The 18,105-nt window shown below is 63.4% G+C and carries 20 protein-coding genes; 6 read left to right on the top strand and 14 right to left on the bottom strand.

Features of this window, described 5'->3' with window-relative positions; all coding sequences use genetic code 11:
- Window positions 1–209: hypothetical protein (locus LJE61_RS01740; protein WP_296917235.1), on the top strand; the 209-nt coding region annotated here is incomplete at its 5' end.
- Window positions 210–311: 102 nt separating this feature from the next.
- Complete coding sequence (locus LJE61_RS01735; RefSeq protein WP_296917233.1) at window positions 312–710, top strand: hypothetical protein; 399 nt, start codon at window positions 312–314, stop codon at window positions 708–710.
- A gap of 61 nt (window positions 711–771) precedes the next feature.
- Here the strand turns inward: LJE61_RS01735 and LJE61_RS01730 are convergent, their stop codons facing one another.
- The 4 genes from LJE61_RS01730 to LJE61_RS01715 all read right to left on the bottom strand — a co-directional run bounded on the left by LJE61_RS01730 (window position 772) and on the right by LJE61_RS01715 (window position 2,224).
- A complete protein-coding gene (locus LJE61_RS01730; RefSeq protein WP_296917231.1) occupies window positions 772–939 on the bottom strand; it encodes a hypothetical protein in 168 nt (55 codons plus the stop codon).
- A gap of 118 nt (window positions 940–1,057) precedes the next feature.
- Window positions 1,058–1,204 (bottom strand): hypothetical protein, encoded by a 147-nt coding sequence (locus LJE61_RS01725; protein ID WP_296917229.1) that lies wholly within the window; start codon window positions 1,202–1,204, stop codon window positions 1,058–1,060.
- 20 nt (window positions 1,205–1,224) lie between these two features.
- Complete coding sequence (locus tag LJE61_RS15370) at window positions 1,225–1,365, bottom strand: IS4/Tn5 family transposase DNA-binding protein (protein ID WP_519972896.1); 141 nt, start codon at window positions 1,363–1,365, stop codon at window positions 1,225–1,227.
- A gap of 106 nt (window positions 1,366–1,471) precedes the next feature.
- Window positions 1,472–2,224 (bottom strand): class I SAM-dependent methyltransferase, encoded by a 753-nt coding sequence (locus LJE61_RS01715; protein WP_296917226.1) that lies wholly within the window; start codon window positions 2,222–2,224, stop codon window positions 1,472–1,474.
- A 730-nt stretch (window positions 2,225–2,954) separates the two neighbouring features.
- Here LJE61_RS01715 and LJE61_RS01710 point away from each other — a divergent pair.
- The 3 genes from LJE61_RS01710 (at window position 2,955) to sthA (ending at window position 5,524) form a co-directional block, all read left to right on the top strand.
- Window positions 2,955–3,401, top strand: a complete 447-nt coding sequence (locus LJE61_RS01710; RefSeq protein WP_296912166.1) for a DUF1841 family protein — start codon at window positions 2,955–2,957, stop codon at window positions 3,399–3,401.
- A gap of 147 nt (window positions 3,402–3,548) precedes the next feature.
- Complete coding sequence (locus LJE61_RS01705) at window positions 3,549–3,980, top strand: host attachment protein (RefSeq protein WP_296912168.1); 432 nt, start codon at window positions 3,549–3,551, stop codon at window positions 3,978–3,980.
- A 146-nt stretch (window positions 3,981–4,126) separates the two neighbouring features.
- Window positions 4,127–5,524: a Si-specific NAD(P)(+) transhydrogenase gene (gene sthA, locus LJE61_RS01700; protein WP_296917224.1), complete on the top strand. Its 1,398-nt coding sequence runs from the start codon at window positions 4,127–4,129 to the stop codon at window positions 5,522–5,524.
- 164 nt (window positions 5,525–5,688) lie between these two features.
- Here sthA and gshA read toward each other — a convergent pair whose 3' ends face one another.
- The 6 genes from gshA to rluD form a co-directional block, all read right to left on the bottom strand.
- Window positions 5,689–7,329: a glutamate--cysteine ligase gene (gshA, locus tag LJE61_RS01695; protein WP_296917222.1), complete on the bottom strand. Its 1,641-nt coding sequence runs from the start codon at window positions 7,327–7,329 to the stop codon at window positions 5,689–5,691.
- A gap of 70 nt (window positions 7,330–7,399) precedes the next feature.
- Window positions 7,400–9,505, bottom strand: a complete 2,106-nt coding sequence (locus tag LJE61_RS01690; protein ID WP_296917220.1) for a carboxy terminal-processing peptidase — start codon at window positions 9,503–9,505, stop codon at window positions 7,400–7,402.
- Window positions 9,506–9,655: 150 nt separating this feature from the next.
- A complete protein-coding gene (def, locus tag LJE61_RS01685; RefSeq protein ID WP_296917218.1) occupies window positions 9,656–10,159 on the bottom strand; it encodes a peptide deformylase in 504 nt (167 codons plus the stop codon).
- Window positions 10,160–10,164: 5 nt separating this feature from the next.
- Complete coding sequence (locus LJE61_RS01680; RefSeq protein ID WP_296917216.1) at window positions 10,165–10,686, bottom strand: glycine cleavage system transcriptional repressor; 522 nt, start codon at window positions 10,684–10,686, stop codon at window positions 10,165–10,167.
- Window positions 10,679–11,464: a peptidoglycan editing factor PgeF gene (gene pgeF, locus LJE61_RS01675; RefSeq protein WP_296917214.1), complete on the bottom strand. Its 786-nt coding sequence runs from the start codon at window positions 11,462–11,464 to the stop codon at window positions 10,679–10,681. The genes LJE61_RS01680 and pgeF overlap by 8 nt, the downstream gene beginning before the upstream one ends.
- Window positions 11,455–12,477: a 23S rRNA pseudouridine(1911/1915/1917) synthase RluD gene (rluD, locus tag LJE61_RS01670; protein ID WP_296914237.1), complete on the bottom strand. Its 1,023-nt coding sequence runs from the start codon at window positions 12,475–12,477 to the stop codon at window positions 11,455–11,457. Before rluD ends, pgeF begins: the two co-directional genes overlap by 10 nt.
- A 96-nt stretch (window positions 12,478–12,573) precedes the next feature.
- Here rluD and LJE61_RS01665 point away from each other — a divergent pair, with 96 nt between their 5' ends.
- Window positions 12,574–13,401 (top strand): outer membrane protein assembly factor BamD, encoded by an 828-nt coding sequence (locus LJE61_RS01665; protein ID WP_296914239.1) that lies wholly within the window; start codon window positions 12,574–12,576, stop codon window positions 13,399–13,401.
- A 62-nt stretch (window positions 13,402–13,463) separates the two neighbouring features.
- Here the strand turns inward: LJE61_RS01665 and LJE61_RS01660 are convergent, their stop codons facing one another.
- The 4 genes from LJE61_RS01660 to sucC all read right to left on the bottom strand — a co-directional run bounded on the left by LJE61_RS01660 (window position 13,464) and on the right by sucC (window position 18,028).
- The gene (locus tag LJE61_RS01660; protein ID WP_296914241.1) at window positions 13,464–13,802 is read right to left on the bottom strand and encodes a P-II family nitrogen regulator; all 339 of its coding nucleotides are present in this window, start codon (window positions 13,800–13,802) and stop codon (window positions 13,464–13,466) included.
- 322 nt (window positions 13,803–14,124) lie between these two features.
- Entirely contained in the window at window positions 14,125–15,762 is a 1,638-nt protein-coding gene (locus tag LJE61_RS01655) for an NAD+ synthase (protein ID WP_296914244.1), read from the bottom strand.
- Between the two features lie 174 nt (window positions 15,763–15,936).
- Window positions 15,937–16,836: a succinate--CoA ligase subunit alpha gene (sucD, locus tag LJE61_RS01650; protein ID WP_296914246.1), complete on the bottom strand. Its 900-nt coding sequence runs from the start codon at window positions 16,834–16,836 to the stop codon at window positions 15,937–15,939.
- Between the two features lies 1 nt (window position 16,837).
- Window positions 16,838–18,028 (bottom strand): ADP-forming succinate--CoA ligase subunit beta, encoded by a 1,191-nt coding sequence (gene sucC / locus LJE61_RS01645; RefSeq protein ID WP_296914249.1) that lies wholly within the window; start codon window positions 18,026–18,028, stop codon window positions 16,838–16,840.
- Window positions 18,029–18,105: the final 77 nt, after the last annotated feature.

Raw genomic sequence — 18,105 nt, 5'->3', positions numbered from 1 at the left:
TGCGCAAAGCGGACGGCGGCGCCGAGCTCTGGATCGCCAACATCGCCGTCAGCGACCGCGCGGCCTTTCGGGTGCTGCGCTTCGCGGACGGTGAATTCACCGACCGCGACGGCGACCCGGTCCAGGTCTCCAAGGACGGCGACATGTGGTCGATCAGCGTTGGCCGGGAGCACTACCGGTTCGCCGATGCGCTGGTCACCGGCGGATAGTGCGAGCGCCGATTCGAACCCTGTTTGCCGAGTCCGATCGAACCTGGCCCGATCGATCCTGATCGAGCCCCACCTGCAATCGAGATCCAAGGAGATATCGCCATGACACGTTTGTTCCTCTCGCTCGTCGCCGCCGTTCTGGTCGCAAGCACCGCACTCGCCGACGACATCCGCACCGAGCGCGTGCAGTTCCACAAGGGCGCCAACAGCGCGACCGTGCACGGCACCATCAAGGGCTACGAGACGGTGGATTACGTGCTCGGCGCCGGCAAGGGGCAGTCCATGAACGTCAGCCTGTCCACGGACAACGGCTCCAACTACTTCAACATCATCGCACCGGGTAAGGCGGATGAGGCCATGTTCGTCGGCTCCTCGTCCGGCAACCAGTTCGAGGGCACGCTGCCGGCGAGCGGCGACTACAAGGTGCGCGTGTATCTGATGCGCAACGCCGCGCGGCGCGACGAGGTGGCCAAGTACCGGCTGGAGATGATCATCGACTGAGGCAGCGCGGCCAGGCTGGACGCGCCGGCTGAAGCCGGCGGTCCCAGTGATCCGGTGCGGCTCAGCGCGTGCCGTCCAGCAACTGCCCCAGCCAAGCCGGAAACGCCTGCCAGGGCAGCGCCAGGTGACCTCCCGGCATGGGACGCTCGCGCTCGACGCCGCAGACCAGGAGGCCCCGATCGGCGGCCTCGTCGCCGAGCAGGTCGCGCAGGCGGGTGAGCGGCTCCACGTGCCTCGGCGCCGCGGTTGCGGTGCAGCAAACCGGCAAGCACCGGGGGCTTGGGAGAGTCCGGTCTCCTGTCTCGCGGCCAGTGCCGGGGGCCATACCACAGGGCCCTCTCCAGCCTTCATTTCGCCGATCGTCTGGAGCAGGTCGGCTGCCAGATCGCGCTCGGCCTGTTGCTGCGCTGCTTCGTCGACTCCATCGATCTGCGCGTCAGCACCATCAGCGGTTCGCGCGCCAGCGTCACGGCGAAGGTCGGGTGCAGATACATCCCACGCTGCGCCTCGTAGCTCAGGGGGCCAAGCCGTTAAAGGCCCCGGGGATGCTCGCCGTAAGCCGTTCGGCCAAACGCTCTATACGCCGGATAGCGCGTCGGTCGCGACGCTTGTCGCCGAGATCGATCCCCTGCAACTCCGCGTCTGCCCAGCCCATGCCGCCTCCAGAAGCTATTGGAAGCAGATATGTGACATCGCGTACTTAAAGTTATGTGTAACGGGATGGCCTTAACAACTTAGCCTCAATGGCCTTATTCGCCTTTCTACCGCAGTTTTTTCGCGACATACACCCCGTAGCTGACGTGAGCTTTGTACGTCTCGTAGAGGTCGATTTCCCGTTGCTCGGCGGCCACGACCGCGCGTGCCTCTTCACTGTCTCCGTTCCGGTTCAGGTAGTCCTCGAACCTCGCCTGCATGGGGCGGTAATACTGGTCCAGCCAGCAATGTTCCGGTAGCACAAGATAACCGATCGGCGAATAACCGTGCTTTTCCAAGACCCTAATCTTGGCCGAGGCTACGTTGATTTCGGGATATTCGCCATCCCAGTAGTTCTGGAGTTCCAACGGCCGGGAGTCCGTGAGCCATGTGATCTCGGAAGCAACCAAAATACCGCCCGGTTTCAGGTAACGCCGCCAGTCCGCTACACCCTTTTCAAAGCCGATGTTATAGATCGCGCCCTCAGACCAGATGACGTCCAATTCCTCATCGGCGAAAGGCAGGTTGTCCATGGAGCATGCAAGCGTCGAGATCCTGTCCGCCACCCCCATGCTTTCTGCCCTTTCCTTCAGCACGTCCAGAAAGTCTTGAAGGAAGTCCACCGCCGTGATCCGGGCATTCAAAACCCGGGCAAGCAAGAGGGTGGACGCCCCCGTGCCGCAGCCGATATCCGCAACATTCTGCGGAGCAGCCCGGTCGATCATGGCTAGGTTGAGAGCCAGTTCCGTCTCGGCATCCCCGCCCGGTCCCTGTCGGTGGGCATGTTTATGAAGGTCGATTAAGAGTTCGTAATAATCCATAGTGTCATTCTTCTGTTGCTGTGGGGCGAATCGAGATTAGCCGGACGAACGGTCCGCATACCTGGCGGGTTCGACACAAACGCAGCACGGACTGCGAGATGTTTCAATCGGTTAGCCGAACGCGATGTTCACATCCTTAATGGGTTATGCGGCCAAATGGCCGTCTAAACCGCCAAAGCAGTGAGCCTTCCGCATGCTCAAACCCCTTTCGGGTCAATAGCATGTGGCGATGCGTTTCGGCGTCCTCCAGGTGGCATAGGCGGCGCGCGCTGCTGGCCAGTTGCACCTTAGGCCATCGGCTTGCTGCCGAAGCTTGCCAGCGAGGAAACGTCTCATGTCGGCCTTTGGCCGACGTTGCTGTGCTTCGACTGCCCGGATTCGTCGGGCAGCTTACGCGGCATTCCGGCCGCGCGACCGCCAGGGCGCGGCTGGCCTGCGTGGGTCACGGTAGCCTTCACGCCGCAGATACGCGGGTTCTTGTCGCCGGATTCAGCCGTCTATTTTCAGAATGATTTGATGGACCGGATCCAACTGCCTGGTTGTATTATTACGCGAGGATCACGGAGAAACTCGCTCCACACCTCAAAAAACGCGCAAATCTATTTCCTTCAGAAGGTTAGCAGGATGCGCATCAGATTACCTGCTCAAACATTACAGATTTTCCATTAGATTCCCTGTTCATGTTCACGGCTCAAAACAGACAGAACCAGCCATCGTGAGCGCTGCCTCTATGTTCTCAAACGACCGTCACAGGCACCGCCGGACCTTCATCGATGCCTGGGCCAAGGCCCAGGCCGGACAGCGCCTCGAGCCGGTCGAGACCCAGATCGTTCAGGTCCTCGGGCAACATCCCGAGTATCACTCGCTGATGATCGATTCCGAGGACACCCTGAACCGCAACTTCCTGCCCGAGCAGGGCGAATCCAATCCGTTTCTGCATATGGCCCTGCACATCACGATCCTCGATCAACTGAGCATTGATCAACCGTCCGGAATTCGCAAGCTCTACCGGAACCTGGTAAGGGCCATTGGGGATCCGCACGAGGCGGAGCACCGGATCATGGAATGCCTTGCCGAGGCAATCTGGAGCTTGCAACACAACCAGACGCCTTTCGACGACAAGGTCTACCTCAAGTGCATCAGACGCGCCGGCGGAGGAACGCGACCACGTCACTGACATCCATGAACGGCCTGTTACACTGAAATAGACGAGATCAGGCCAGGCGGCAGCAGGCCCGATCCTGCGTCACCGAGTGACCGCCCCGTCATAGGCACGATCCCGGTCGCGGTCCGGCCGGGTTTAGCATCGGAGTAAGGTGACATCATGTCTACTTGGATACTGGCCGCGGACAACAGCCGCGCGCGCATCTTCGCCGCTGAAAAGGGAGCAGGCTCCATCCGTGAGATCCGCACCCTGGCCTCTCCCGAGGGCCGCCTGCACGAAGGCGACCTCACCACTGACAAGGGAGGGCGTGGCCGTGACCCCATGGCGGGGGCGCACGGGATCAACGGGGAGGAGGCGCACAAACAGGAGAATGCCGATCGCTTCGCGAACCTGGTCTGCGAGACCCTGGAGACGGCGCGCAACGGCGGCGAGCTGCATAAGCTCTACATCGTCGCCGCGCCAGCGTTTCTGGGAATGCTGCGAAAGCATCAGTCCCATTCTCTTCGGCAGCTCATCGCCGGCGAGATCGACAAGAACCTGACCACCCACACCCCCGAGGCGATTCGGAAAAGCCTGCCGGATTATCTCTGATCGGGTCGATCCCGCTGACCACCCGCCAGGAATCGTAGTCCGGAAGACCTATGCTAACCTAGGGAAACGCTGATTGGTGGGCACGAACGCCAATCAATCAGCGTCTTCCTGAGCCTCCATTGAAACCTCAAGCGGAGTCCGGACCGATGGCTATCAGAACCTTCGACAGCATCGTCATCGGCACCGGTCCGGCGGGGGAAGGGGCCGCGATGAAGCTCGCCAAGGCCGGGCAACGCGTCGCTGTCATAGAGGCCCATGATGCGGTCGGGGGGGGTTGCACGCATTGGGGCACGATTCCCAGCAAAGCGCTGCGGCACTCGATCCAGATGCTTGCCGATTATCGCCGCAACCCCTTGTTTCAGCATACTCAGCATCAGATCGAGGCCGAGTTTCCGGACCTGTTGCGGGCCGCCGACACGGTCATCAGCGATCAGGTACGCACCCGCTATCGCCACTATCGACGCAATCGAGTCGAGGTCCTGTTCGGGCATGCCCGCTTCCTGGCACCGGATCGGATCGAGGTCCAACGCCCGGGAAACATCGCGACCGCGTTAGTTGCGCGGCACTTCGTGATCGCCACAGGCTCCCGGCCATATCAGCCGCCGGACGTGGACTTCAACCATCCGCGGATCCACGACAGCGATTCGATCCTGGGTCTGACGCACACCCCCAGGTCCATGACGATCTACGGCGCCGGTGTCATCGGCTGCGAATACGCCTCCATCATGGGTGCGTTGGATGTCAAGGTGAACCTGGTCGATACACGCGACCGCCTCCTGTCATTCCTCGACGACGAGATCACAGACGCCCTCGGCTATCATCTGCGCCAGCAGGGCGTCGTGATCCGGCACAACGAGGCCTACGAGCGCGTCGAGCCCGGTGCAGACGGCGTGGTGCTTCACTGCACCTCAGGCAAGAAGCTCAAGACCGACGTCCTGCTGTGGGCCAATGGGCGCACCGGCAACACACATGACCTGGGACTCGAGGCGATCGGGCTGGTGCCCAACCAGCGCGGTCAGCTCGACGTCAACCAGAGCTATCAAACCGCATTGCCGCACATCTACGCCGTCGGTGACGTGGTCGGCCGACCCGCCCTGGCCAGCGCAAGCTACGACCAAGGTCGTTTCGTCGGTGCCCATATCGCGGACGGCAAATGCGACTGGTCGCTGATTGAAGAATTCCCGACTGGGATCTACACGGTCCCGGAGATCAGCTCGGTTGGCCGCACCGAGCGAGAGCTCACAAGTCTCCACATCCCCTACGAGGTCGCCCAGGCGGATTTCAAGAGTATCGCCCGCGCCCAGATCACCGGTCACACGGTCGGCATGCTGAAACTCCTGTTCCACCGGGAGACGCTGGAGATCCTGGGGATCCACTGCTTCGGCGAGCAGGCCGCCGAGATCGTGCATATCGGCCAGGCGATCATGTCCCAGCGCGGCGCTGCCAACACGATCCGCTACTTTACTGAGACCACCTTCAACTATCCCACCATGGCAGAGGCCTATCGGGTCGCTGCGCTCAACGGCTTAAATCGGCTGTTCTAGGAGCCTGTTGACAATCATCGTTCGCGGTCTGACGGCGGCGCTTTCCGCGGCAGATTGAGGTCGCACCATTTTCGGCTGCCCGAACGACCGGAAGCACCGGGCCGGCGACGACGCGTGTTGTTGTTGCGCACTGATTCTTGGCGCGATGTCCGACAACTCGGAGTCTAAAGATCCGCGGCCAGCCGGGGGATCGACTCGGATCCGAGCGCATCCGCGATCACCCGATTGCCCTGTGCAAAATAATCCTCGAGGAACGCATCGAAGCTCCGGTCGTCGGCGGCCTCGAGAGTGCGCTGCTGCTCGATCGACTCGTGAGCCAGCCGATCGAGCAGGGCTTCGCGCTCAGGGCTGATGCGATGACCCTTCAGAACGTCGCGATGCGCCTCGCTATAACGTCGGGCGAAGGCGAAGAAACCCTCTCGACGTTCGCGCATCGTCTGAAGAACACGCGCTGAAGGGGTTGCGTCAGGATCATCGATCTTCTCGCGCTGGTGTCGGACGCTCCGCACGTGCGGCCCATCCGAGACACCGTCGAGCAGCTCGGCAATGGCAACCATGTCGCCGAGGATCTCGCTCGCCCAAACCCGCAAAGGCACGCCGCGACGGTCGCGCAGAAGCTCCAGTCCGGGCTCGCGCCCACGATGCGCCGTCAAGACCTGATTGTCGTCGATCTCGCGGCGCTCTCTGGCTGCGATGCGGGGACTCTCCAGCACCAGGCAATAGACCATCAGGGTCTCGAGAAAGTGGATCTCCTCGGCATCGATCCCGATCGGCTCGAAGATGTTGACGTCGGGTGATCTCAGCTCGACATAGCGGATCCCGCGACGCCGCAACGCGAGCGTGGGGCGCTCCATCCGGTCCGTGATCTGCTTCGGACGCACCGTGCTGTAGTACTCGTTCTCGATCTGGAGCACATTTGCATTGAGCTGCTCATAGCGCTCCCCGACCTTGACACCAATCTCCTCGTATTGCGGGCAGGGGGTTTCGATCGCCCAGGTGAGACTACGGATATAGGCATCGAGGCTATCGTAGCTCGCCTTCATGCCGGTGCCTTGCTCCTTTTGGTTCTGGTAACCGATATCACCCATGCGCAGCGAGGTGGCGAACGGATAGAAGAGCGTTTGGGGATCGAAGACGTGGAGGTCTGTGTCGTGTCCTTGTACGAAGCTCGCGCAGACCGCCGGCGACGCACCGAAGAGGTAGGGCACCAGCCAGCCGACCCGCTGAAGATTGCGGATCATCCCCATCTGGGCCTCGGAACGAAAGCCCGTCACATCCCCGGAAGCATTCAGCAGATCCCGGCATAGATCCAGGAAGCCGTCCGCGAAGGAGAAATTGAAGTGCAGTCCCGCAATCACCTGCATGGTGCGCCCGTATCGATTGCCCAGACCGCGTCGGTACACCGTCTTCATGAGGCCGGCATTCGAGTTACCGTAATAGGCGAGCGGGATGCCGGCGCCGCCCTCGAGCACACAGGGCATGCTGGTTGCCCAGATCAGCTCGTCGCCGAGATGGCGATAGGCATAGGCATGGAGGTCGGTCAGAAAAGCGAGCAGCTCATCGATCTGCGAGGTCGGAGGCGTAATGAGCTCGAGCAATGCCTCGGAAAAGTCGGTCGTGATATAGGGATGGGTCAAGGCCGATCCCAGCGCCGGCGGGTGCGTCGATGTCGCGAGACGGCCTGCCGCGGAGGCCCGTAGTCCCTCCTTTTCCAGACCGATTCGATTGCCGCGGAGCCACTGCGTCGCACCGGCCGCGTGCAGCCGGGCAACGAGCGACTCGATATGCCGTCTGGATTGAGTCAAGGTCTGATCCGTAGATCGGCAGCGCGTGGGAGGAATCCCTCGCCTCGCGCCGTATCTGGCGCCTTTGACCTTAATAGCGCATCACGGCGCGGGTTCGGTCGGCGCGGCCGAGGAGCATGCTGTCGGCGAGGATTCGCGCTGCCTCATTCACCTGGATGCGCGCGATGACCTCCTGCTGGGCCTCCAGTGCGTCCTCATCGACCTGATCCGCGTCCTCATCGATCGGGGTGAGACCGCGCGCGCGCAGGAAACGATCCTGGTGCTCCTTAAAGAGACTCCCGCGGCGTTTGTCTTCGTCGCGCCGCACGTCCTCCCGGAGCGAGACCTGGGTCTCGGCCTCGATGTCACGCATCAGCTTGCTGCGCTCGACCAGCAGCTTAAAGCCTGGGTCCCTTGAGATGCGATCCGCCGAGGCCGACTGGAGCGCCAAGAGCTCCACGCTCTGGGAGCCGACCTTCTTGTAGTCGGCGGGTCGAATGCGGGTCCAGGGGAGCGCATTGTCCAATGAACGCTCACCATGATCGAGCATGTAGTCCGCGGTCGGAAAACGGATGTCTGGCTCCACGCCACGCAGTTGGGTGCTCCCGCCGCTGATTCGGAAGAACTCAGCCATGGTCAGGCGCAGCCGGCCAAGGTCGTTCTGCTCACCCGGGACGTACCGGTTCAAATCGATGAGTGTCTGCACGGTGCCTTTTCCGAAGGTCGGCTCACCGATCACAAGGCCGCGCCCATAGTCCTGAATGGCACCCGCAAAGATTTCGGAGGCAGATGCACTGTCACGATCGACCAGAACCGCCAAGGGTCCCCGGTAAGCGACGCCGGGCTCCGGATCCGTTTCGACCTCGACCTTGCCGAATGCGTCCTTCACCTGGACGACCGGCCCTGTATCGATGAAGAGTCCGGTCAGTGACGTCGCCTCGGCCAGAGAGCCGCCGCCGTTTCCGCGCAGGTCGATCACGATCCCAGCGACATCTTGCCCCGCCAGGTCGTCGATCAAGTGGCGCACATCGCGGGTCGTGCTGCGAAAGTTCCGATCGCCCGTGCCCTCGGCCTGGAAATCACGATAGAAGGCAGGGATCTCGATCACCCCGATCCGCGTCCCCGGAGCGTTGGAGAGGTCGTCCAGGACGAATCCTTTCGCGGCCTGATCCTCGAGCTTGATCTCGTTGCGGACCAGCGCGATCTCGCGGGCGCGCCCGGTCGTGGCCGCCGATTTCGGCAGCAGTTGAAGCCTGACGACCGAGCCCTTGGGACCGCGGATCTTGTCCACGACGTCCTGCAGCCGCCAGCCGACGACGTCCTCCACCGGACCATCGAGTCCCTGTCCGACCCCGACGATTCGGTCACCCGTGAGGACCTGACCCGACTCGCGCGCGGGCCCCCCGGGCACCGTGCTTTGGATGACCGTGTATTCGTTGTCGGAGCGAAGGACGGCACCGATCCCCTCCAGCGACAGCTTCATGCTGATGTCGAAGTTCTCCGAGGTGCTGGGCGACATGTAGCTGGTGTGCGGCTCGAGGGTCTGAGTGAAGGCATTCATGAAGGTCTGAAAGACGTCATCACCATCAAACTGCTGGGTCCTGCGGAGCAGCCCGTCGTAGCGCTTGCGCAGCCGGTCACGGATCTCCTCGTCTGACTTCCCCGTCATGCGCAGGGTCAGGAAGTCGTTCTTGACGCGTTTGCGCCAGCGCTCATCAAGCTCCGCGCCATCCACGGCCCAGGCGGTATCGGGCGAGTCGAGTTGAAAGGCCTCGTCCCGATCGAAATCGAAGGGCCCACCCAGAACTGTCAGGGCATACCCGACCCGTTCATCCACCCGCATGCGATAGACACGGAAGACGTCGAAGGCAAGGTCAAGCTCACCGCGGCGGAGTCCGTCCTCCAGACGCCTGGCACCCCCATCGAAGCGATTGACATCGCGAGCCAGGAAGAACGAGCGGTTCGGGTCCAGGGTCTCCAGATAGCTGGTCAGGACGCCCTTCGCGAAGGCATTGTCCAGCGTGACCTTACGGTAGTGATACCGTTCCAGCACCTTGTTGATCACCACAGCGGATTTGGCTTGAGCCGGACTCGGGAACAGCTCCGAGAGCGGAACCTGCCGCGGCGCAGCGGATACGAGGCTCCCGCTCAACAGGCCAGCCAGGATGAAGACGAGGTGGATCAGACGCAGTCTCATGGGCAATTCTCGTAATCAATCTCTTTGCAAAGAGACAACATGTGTCGGACGGTGTTTCTCGTCCGTTCGACGATCAGCGTTGCTCAACGCCGAGCGGCGAGTCCGCCATCTCCGCAACATGGGTCCTCGCTCAGCGCTATTCATGTGTGATCAGGTTTGATGGACCTTGCGGCGGTGGAGATCTGTGCGGCGGCTCACGACACGATCGACGAAGAGGAGACCGTCGAGGTGATCCAGCTCATGCTGGACGGCTCGCGCCTCAAAACCCTCCATCACGTATTCATGGACCCGACCTTCGAGGTCCTGCGCCTTGAGGCGGATGCCGGTCGCTCGAATTACATTGCCCGTATAGTCGGGGACGGACAGACACCCCTCGCGCCCAATCGCGAAACCCTCCCAATGCACGATCTCGGGATTCACCAGGACGAGGTATCCGTGATTGGGTGTCTTCGGCCGGCCCGAGACGTCGACGATCACGATGCGCTCGAGACGCCCGACCTGCGGAGCGGCAATGCCGACCGCAGAGGGGCCGGCCAATCGGGTCTCCTCCAGGTCCGCCGCGAGCTCTCGTAACCCCCGGTCGAAGCGCCCGACGGGCGCGGCGAGCCTCTTCAGACGCGGATCGGGGAGCTTGAGGATGTCGAGGACGGCCATAGGCCTCAGCCGATCAGAACATCGATCGGGGCAACCTCGACGGAGACGCCGCTGGAACCGAGCGCCGACAAGGCCTTCTGCACCGCCTCGACGGTGCGCTCGCAGTAACCCTGGATGTTCATGATGTAGACCGGGTGATCTTCATCGCCCGCGACATCCGACTCGAGCTCCAGGATGTTGAACCCCTGCTCAGCCAGAATCTCCGTGACATCCGCAACGATGCCTGCGCGATCCGCGCCGGCAACCCGGACCTGGAGATTCGGGACCAGGTGACGATGCAGGCCGCCAGGCACAGGATCCAAATGGATGCGCAGGGCAAGCTCCTCGGACACGGGGCGCAAGGCATCCAGGATCTCCGCGCAGGGCCGCTCACCGCTCACCATCAGCATGATGGTGAAATTACCGCCCAAGCGGATCATGGATGCCTCACCCAGCTGGCAGCCGCAGGCATACAGCGTCCGCGTCACGCGCGCGACGATCCCCGGACGGTCGGCTCCCACCAAGGTCAGCATGTTCCAGTCAGCCATGGCTCGCATCTCCCCATGCGGCATCGTCGTCGCGTGACAGCCAGATCAGGCTCGCCATCCGTCCCGTGACACCATCACGCCGGTAGGAAAAGAATCGGCGCGGATCCGAGAAGGTACAGTACACGCCACCGTAGACATCTGTCACCCCTAGGCGTGCGAACCGCTGGCGCGCCAGCTCCGCCAGATCGGCTAGCCAGCGCCCATCGGGCCGTAGCCGGAACGCCTCGGCGGCCCTTGGGTCAAATTCAACGAAGCGTGCTCGGACTTCGGGGCCGACCTCGAAGGCCTGCGGCCCGATCGCGGGGCCGAGCCAGACCAGAACCCGTTTGGCACAGATGCCCAGCGCCTGGAACGCCTCCTCCAAGATGCCTGCCGCCAGGCCGCGCCAGCCGGCGTGGACGGCCGCCACTCGGGTTCCCTGACGATCACACATGAGCACCGGCAGACAGTCGGCCGTCATCACTGCACAGACTGATTCCGGGTCACTCGTCACAGCCCCATCCGCCTCACAGGGTCCTGAGCTCGAAGCAGGCGAGGCCCCCGCTTGGCTGGGGACCAGGTTGCACCCGTGGACCTGCCGCAGCCAGAGTGGCTCGCCGGGAAGGCTCAGCCGCTCGCGCAACAAGGCGCGATTCCGAGCGACCCGAACAGGCTCGTCGCCGACGTGATCGCCCAGATTGAGACTCGAGAACACGCCGCTGCTGACGCCGCCATCCCGTGTCGTCGAGAAGGCTCTGACCCGAGGGGGCGCCGGCCAATCGGGCTGAATCACCTGCACCGAGGTGTCTCCTGATGGGTGTCGGGGTTCCCTTGACTCAGCCGTCCGAGCAGTACCGCGAGATCAGCCGGCATCCGCACCTCCCAGTTCATGGGGATGCCCAGCGTCGGGTGTTCCAGGCCAAGGCGCACTGCATGTAACGCCTGGCGCTGAAAGCCCTGCAACGCCTCAACGACGGCAAGGGAAGCGCCTTTGGGCGGTCGCGGCCGACCGCCGTAGAGGCGGTCACCGAGCAGGGGATGCTGGATGTGAGCCATGTGCACGCGGATCTGGTGCGTGCGGCCGGTCTCGAGCTCGGCAGCAACGAGGCTATGGCCGGGGAACCGCTCGAGGACACGGAAGCGGGTCACGGCAGGGCGGCCCTGAGCGACCACCGCCATGCGAGTGCGCTGCGTCGGGTGGCGCCCGATCGGGGCCTCGATCCGGCCCCCGGCCACGACCTCACCGATCACCAGGGCACGATACTCGCGATGCACCTGTCGAGACTGGAGCTGGGCGACAAGAGACCGGTGAGCCGCCAACGTCTTGGCCACCACCAACAGGCCGGTCGTATCCTTATCCAATCGATGCACGATTCCGGCGCGCGGCACAGCGGCAAGCGCGGGGGCATGATGCAGCAAGGCATTCTGCAGGGTGCCATCGCGGTGCCCCGCCGCCGGATGCACAACCAGTCCGGCCGGTTTATTGATCACGAGGAGTTGGTCGTCTTCGAAGACCAGGTCGAGTGCGATGGGCTGGGCGAGGCAGTCTCCGCTCGCCTCAATCAGCGCATCGAGATGAATGACCTCGCCGGCCCAGACCTTGTCGCGGGAGCGACGGGCCATCCCGTCGACGCGAACCTGACCACCGTCGATCCAATGTTGCAAACGGCTGCGCGAGAATTCCGGCACGGCAGCCGCCAGCACCTGATCGAGTCGGCGAGCCGCCAAATGCGGCTCCACCCGGATCTCCCGTCGGATGCGCTCGCATGACTGATGGCCCGACCACGGAGCGCTGAGGGACGTCTGTTTCATCACCGATCGATCGGACCTGAGCGAGCGCATCCCCGCGCGCCAGGGTGGTGGGCTTCGGGTATACTCCCTGCGGGGTTGAACAGGTATCTCTGATCCATGCGAAGAACGTTAACACGACTGCCCGCGCTGCTGCTCGCCGTCGCGCTCGCCGGATGCGGAATCTTCGGCAAGGAGATCGATAGGACCGAAGACTGGAGCGCCGCGAAGCTTTACGAAGAGGCATCCTCCGAGTTGGACTCCAGCAATTATGCGAAGGCGATCGAATACTACGAGAAGCTGGAGGCCCGCTACCCGTTCGGCCGCTACGCCATGCAGTCGCAACTCGACGTCGCATATGCCCATTATCGCGCCGATGAGCCGGAAGCCGCGATCGCAGCGGCCGATCGCTTCATCAAACTCTATCCTCAAAACCCTTATGTGGACTACGCGTATTATCTAAAAGGCCTCGTCAATTACAACAGAAGCGTCGGCTTTCTGGACCGCTATATTCCGACCGACCCGTCACAACGGGATCCCGGCTCGGCCCTGGATGCCTTCGTCGACTTCTCCGTCCTGGTCGACCGTTTTCCCGAGAGTCGCTATGCGGAGGATGCGCGTCAGCGCATGCTCTACCTGCGCAACAATCTCGCGAAGCACGAGGTCAACGTCGCGCGCTACTACATGCGCCGGGGCGCGTATCTCGCAGCGGCCAATCGGGCGAGCTACGTCATCGAGCGTTTCCAGCGCACCAGCGCCGTGGAGAGCGCGTTGGAGGTCTTGATCGACGCCTACACGGCACTCGGCAAGAGCGGGCTGGCGGCAGACGCCCAACGGGTGTTGGATGTGAATCGGCAGGCGGGGCGCTTCGTCTCGGACCAACCGGAGCCCGGCGAGGTAAGCCTCGCGCGCAGGGTCTGGGACTATCTCAGCCTCGACGAGAACTGATCACCCCGACGTCGGGCACGCCGGGCATCCGGGTATTGCACGGCACCGATGAGCCGACTCGATCAGATCGCCGCTTCGTTCTCTTCCCCGGTGCGAATCCGCACCACATGCGAGACGTCAGACACGAAGATCTTTCCGTCGCCGATCTTGCCCGTCCGCGCAGCGGAGGTGATCGCGTTGATGCAGGTGTCCACGAGGTTGTCGGTGAGCACCAGCTCGATCTTGACCTTGGGTAAAAAATCCACGACATACTCGGCGCCGCGATACAGCTCGGTGTGACCCTTTTGCCGACCAAACCCTTTCACCTCGATCGCAGTCATACCGGTGATGCCCGCAGCGGAGAGCGCCTCGCGGACGTCGTCGAGCTTGAAGGGCTTGATGATGGCTTCGACCTTCTTCATGAGTCTCTCCGTTTGGGGGTTCGGCTACCAAGGTGCTTAAGTATAGGTTCGGGGCATGCCGATGAACAGCAAGTCCACAAGAACCATGACGTGCGTCGGCAGGGGGGCACCGGTCCAGCGACCCTGCCGGGTAAAGCCCTGTTGCAGGGCATCGACCGACGAGCGCGCAGAAGCGTGAAGGTCGATCGACTGCGCCGGCGGGACTGCGGTCCAGATCCGCGCGATTCCTCGTCACATAGAACCACTATGCGCCTCAAAACCCGAACGCAATGGCCTCGCTCTCCCACTCCCTCGCTTCGATCCCCCTCAGTCCGACAGGCTTCTAGGGCCCGGATGAAAACCCGTTGGTGATCGGATAGCGGCGGTCCCGTCCGAACGCGCGCGTGGAGATCCGCACGCCGGGGGGAGCCTGACGTCGCTTGTACTCGTTGCGATCAACCAGACTGACGACACGACGAACCACATTACCCGGGTAACCCTGATGCACGATGGCGTCGATTCCTAGGTCCTCTTCGATATAGAGTCTCAGGATTGGATCCAACACCTCATAGGGCGGCAGACTGTCCTGATCGGTCTGATCGGGGCGCAGCTCAGCGGAGGGCGCGCGTGTGAGCACCCGCTCGGGAATCACCGGTGAGCAGCGGTTGCGATGGCGAGCCAGCCGGTAGACCAGCAGCTTCGGCACATCCTTGATCGGCGCGAATCCGCCGGCCATGTCACCATAGAGGGTCGCGTAGCCCACCGCCATCTCGCTCTTGTTCCCGGTCGTCAACAGGATGCGGCCTGTCTTGTTGCTGATCGCCATCAGGATGATGCCGCGGCAACGTGCCTGAATGTTCTCCTCGGTGACGTCGGCTGCCTGTCCGGCGAATGCGGGCTCCAACATGGATAGAAAAGACTCGAAGGCCGGCTCGATCGAGATCACGCATGTCTTGACACCCAGGCGGTCGGCCTCCTCCAGGGCGTCGCGGTTGCTGATCTCTGAGGTGTAGCGCGAGGGCATCAACACTGCCTCGACCTGGTCCGCACCCAAGGCATCGACGGCGATCGCGAGGGTCAGCGCCGAATCGACACCGCCGGACAGGCCGAGCACGGCGCCGCTGAAACCGTTCTTGCGGGCGTAATCGCGCACGCCCAGCACCAGGGCACCGTAGATACTCGCCTCCTCGTCTTCCGGGACAGCCGAGGACGCGGGCGCGCCGACAGCTCGACCCTGAAGGAACGGCCGAGCCTCGTCGTCGAGCTCAAACGTGAGCACGTCCTCCTCGAAGGCGGCGGCCCGCTGCAGGATCCGGCCCGAGCGGTCGACCACGAACGAGGCACCGTCAAACACCAGCTCATCCTGCCCCCCGACGAGATTCGCATAGAGGATGTGGATGCCGTGATCGCTCGCGCGGCGGCATACCAGCGCCTCGCGCTCCGCCCGTTTGCCGGCATGAAACGGCGAGGCGTTGATGTTCACCAACAGCTGGGCGCCCGCTTCCGCTGCCTGCAGCGTCGGCCCTTCCTGCCAGATATCCTCGCAGACACTCAATCCGATCTTCAGCCCCCGATGGTCGAAGACCAGCGGGCACGCCCCGGGCTGGAAGTATCGCTTCTCGTCAAAGACGCTATAGTTCGGGAGGTGCTGCTTGGCGTACTCACCGATCACCTGCCTGTCACGCAGAACGCCCGCGACATTGAAGAGCCCACCGACCCCCCGCAGTGGATAGCCCAGCACAAGGGTGATGCCCCACGATTCCGCCCGGATCCGCTCAAGCGCAAGCTCGACCCGATCGATGAGCTCGGATCGCAACAGCAGGTCCTCCGGGGGGTAGCCGGTGAGGGTGAGCTCGGGGAACACCAGCAGGTCCGCCTGGTCCTCGCGGGCCCGCCCCGTGGCCGCAATGACGCGATCGGCATTCCCGCTGACATCGCCTACCAACAGGTTCAGCTGCGCGATCTGAATTCGACATCCCACAGTCTGGCCCTCTCGATGAAGTGCGAGCAGCGAGAGGCGACCCGTTCGGGGACCGCCGCCCGCTATCGACAAGACCTTGTCGCTGCGGGGACAAGGTCAGTGAGGTCGTCTAAGTCATCCATCGGCAGCGCTTGACCAGGTCGGGCGCTGGCCCGAGGGAAGGGATGGCGGCGGTCAAGTGCCAATTCTGCGCGCTCGCGGCCGTCCGGCGAGTAGCTCTGCCATTCGGCTACCCATCTCGGCGGGAGAGCGCAGGGTAACGGCGCCTGCCTGCTCGAGGGCTCGGTACTTCCCTTCCGCCGTGCCGCGACCGCCCGTCACGATGGCCCCGGCGTGACCCATCCGCTTACCTGGGGGGGCCGTCACCCCGGCGATGTAGGCAAGCACTGGCTTGGAGATCCGCTCGCGGATGATGTCCGCCGCGGCCTCCTCCGCGCCCCCGCCAATCTCGCCGACCATGATGATGCCATCGGTTCCCGGATCGTGCTCGAAGAGCTCGAGACATGCCGCGAAATCGAGCCCCTGGAGGGGGTCGCCGCCGATTCCGATACAGGTGCTCTGCCCCAGGCCCACCTGTGTCGTTTGCCAGACCGCCTCGTAGGTCAGGGTGCCCGACCGCGAGACGATGCCAACCCGTCCAGGCGAATGGATGCTGCCGGGCATAATACCGATCTTGCAGGCGCCAGGCGTGATGACGCCCGGACAGTTGGGGCCGATCAAGACCGCGGCACTGCCTGTGAGGGCGGCCTTGACCCGGACCATGTCCAGGACCGGGATCCCCTCCGTAATACAGACGATGATGCGAATCCCGGCATCCGCCGCCTCGAGGATGGCATCCGCGGCAAAGGCCGCGGGGACGTAGATCATGGTCGCGTCTGCGCCCGTGTCCCGGACCGCGCGATGCACGGTGTCGAAGACCGGGAGGCCGAGATGGCGCTGCCCACCCTTGCCGGGGGTCACGCCGCCGACCAGCGCAGTGCCATAGGCGATCGCTTGCTCGCTGTGGAAGGTTCCCTGCTTCCCCGTGAAGCCCTGACAGATGACCCGTGTATCACGGTCGACCAGGACACTCATGTCAGGCCTCTCTGAGGGCGCCGTCGACCGCGCCAGCCGCGGCCTCGACGACCTTATGCGCCGCCTCGCTCAAGCTGGCCGCCGTCTCCACCGCCAGTCCGCTGCGTGCCAGCATCGCCAGGCCCTGCGCGGCGTTGGTGCCTTCCAGACGCACCACGAGCGGGACAGGGACCTTCACGTCCCGGACGGCCTGGATGATGCCCTCCGCGATAAGATCGCAACGAACGATGCCGCCGAAGATGTTGACGAGCACCGCACGAACATTGGGGTCTGACAGAATCAACCTGAACGCCTCCGCGACACGGGCTGCGGTGGCGCCGCCGCCCACATCGAGAAAGTTGGCGGGTGTGCCACCGTGCAGCTGCACCAGATCCATGGTCGCCATCGCGAGTCCAGCTCCATTGACCAGGCAGCCGATGTTTCCGCTGAGGCTGATATAACTGAGCGCGTGCCGCCTGGCAGCAAGCTCACGTGGATCCTCTTGTCCGGGGTCGCGCAGCGACTCCAGCTCGGGGTGCCGATAAAGTGCGTTGTCGTCGAGATTGATCTTGGCATCCAACGCGACCAAACCACCCTCATCATCCACCACGAGAGGGTTGACCTCAACGAGGCTGGCGTCAAGCTCGGTGAAGAGCCGATAGAGTCCGTGCATCAGCGCGTCGAGGGCCTTGATCTGATTGGCCTGCAGGCCCAAGCCGAAACCGAGCCGACGCACCTGATAGGGTTGCAGCCCGGCAGCGGGATGAACCCGCGTCAGCATGAGCCGATCTGGGGTCTCCGCCGCAACCCGTTCGATCTCCATGCCGCCGGCTTCCGAGGCCATAAAAAGGAGACGTTCGGTCTCGCGCTCCAGCAGCAGGCCGAGGTAGAGCTCGCGCGAGACCGCAGTCGGCCGCTCGATGAGGAGGGTTTCCACCGGCAAGCCTTCGGGGGCGCTCTGTGCCGTCGCCAGGCGGCTCCCCAGGAGGCGCCGGGCCGCTTCCTCGACCGCTCCGAGCGACTCGGCCACGACCACGCCACCGGCCTTCCCACGCCCTCCGGCATGGACCTGGGCCTTGACGACCCAACGCCTCCCGCCCAACTTGCCGCAGGCCGCGGCCGCTGCTTTCGGCGTCGTCGCCGTCAGTCCGTCGGGGACCGGGATCCGATAATCTTGAAACAGCCGCTTGGACTGGTATTCGTGTAGATTCATCGTTCGCTCAGGGTCGCGGTTCGCCAGGTCGCGTTGGAACACGACCACATGGTCGCACCCCGCTCATTCTGGTCTAA

This window comes from Thiocapsa sp., from assembly GCF_022340925.1.
Taxonomy (GTDB): Bacteria; Pseudomonadota; Gammaproteobacteria; order Chromatiales; family Chromatiaceae; genus Thiocapsa.
This window is presented reverse-complemented; position numbering and strand designations above follow the sequence as displayed.

Excerpts from the sequence above, each read along its gene's own strand:
- LJE61_RS01735 (WP_296917233.1), top strand. The coding sequence starts at position 312 with ATGACACGTTTGTTCCTCTCGCTCGTCGCCGCCGTTCTGGTCGCAAGC.
- LJE61_RS01725 (WP_296917229.1), bottom strand. The coding sequence starts at position 1,204 with ATGTATCTGCACCCGACCTTCGCCGTGACGCTGGCGCGCGAACCGCTG.
- LJE61_RS15370 (WP_519972896.1), bottom strand. The coding sequence starts at position 1,365 with ATGGGCTGGGCAGACGCGGAGTTGCAGGGGATCGATCTCGGCGACAAG.
- LJE61_RS01715 (WP_296917226.1), bottom strand. The coding sequence starts at position 2,224 with ATGGATTATTACGAACTCTTAATCGACCTTCATAAACATGCCCACCGA.
- LJE61_RS01710 (WP_296912166.1), top strand. The coding sequence starts at position 2,955 with ATGTTCTCAAACGACCGTCACAGGCACCGCCGGACCTTCATCGATGCC.
- LJE61_RS01705 (WP_296912168.1), top strand. The coding sequence starts at position 3,549 with ATGTCTACTTGGATACTGGCCGCGGACAACAGCCGCGCGCGCATCTTC.
- sthA (WP_296917224.1), top strand. The coding sequence starts at position 4,127 with ATGGCTATCAGAACCTTCGACAGCATCGTCATCGGCACCGGTCCGGCG.
- LJE61_RS01690 (WP_296917220.1), bottom strand. The coding sequence starts at position 9,505 with ATGAGACTGCGTCTGATCCACCTCGTCTTCATCCTGGCTGGCCTGTTG.
- def (WP_296917218.1), bottom strand. The coding sequence starts at position 10,159 with ATGGCCGTCCTCGACATCCTCAAGCTCCCCGATCCGCGTCTGAAGAGG.
- LJE61_RS01680 (WP_296917216.1), bottom strand. The coding sequence starts at position 10,686 with ATGGCTGACTGGAACATGCTGACCTTGGTGGGAGCCGACCGTCCGGGG.
- rluD (WP_296914237.1), bottom strand. The coding sequence starts at position 12,477 with ATGAAACAGACGTCCCTCAGCGCTCCGTGGTCGGGCCATCAGTCATGC.
- LJE61_RS01665 (WP_296914239.1), top strand. The coding sequence starts at position 12,574 with ATGCGAAGAACGTTAACACGACTGCCCGCGCTGCTGCTCGCCGTCGCG.
- LJE61_RS01660 (WP_296914241.1), bottom strand. The coding sequence starts at position 13,802 with ATGAAGAAGGTCGAAGCCATCATCAAGCCCTTCAAGCTCGACGACGTC.
- sucD (WP_296914246.1), bottom strand. The coding sequence starts at position 16,836 with ATGAGTGTCCTGGTCGACCGTGATACACGGGTCATCTGTCAGGGCTTC.
- sucC (WP_296914249.1), bottom strand. The coding sequence starts at position 18,028 with ATGAATCTACACGAATACCAGTCCAAGCGGCTGTTTCAAGATTATCGG.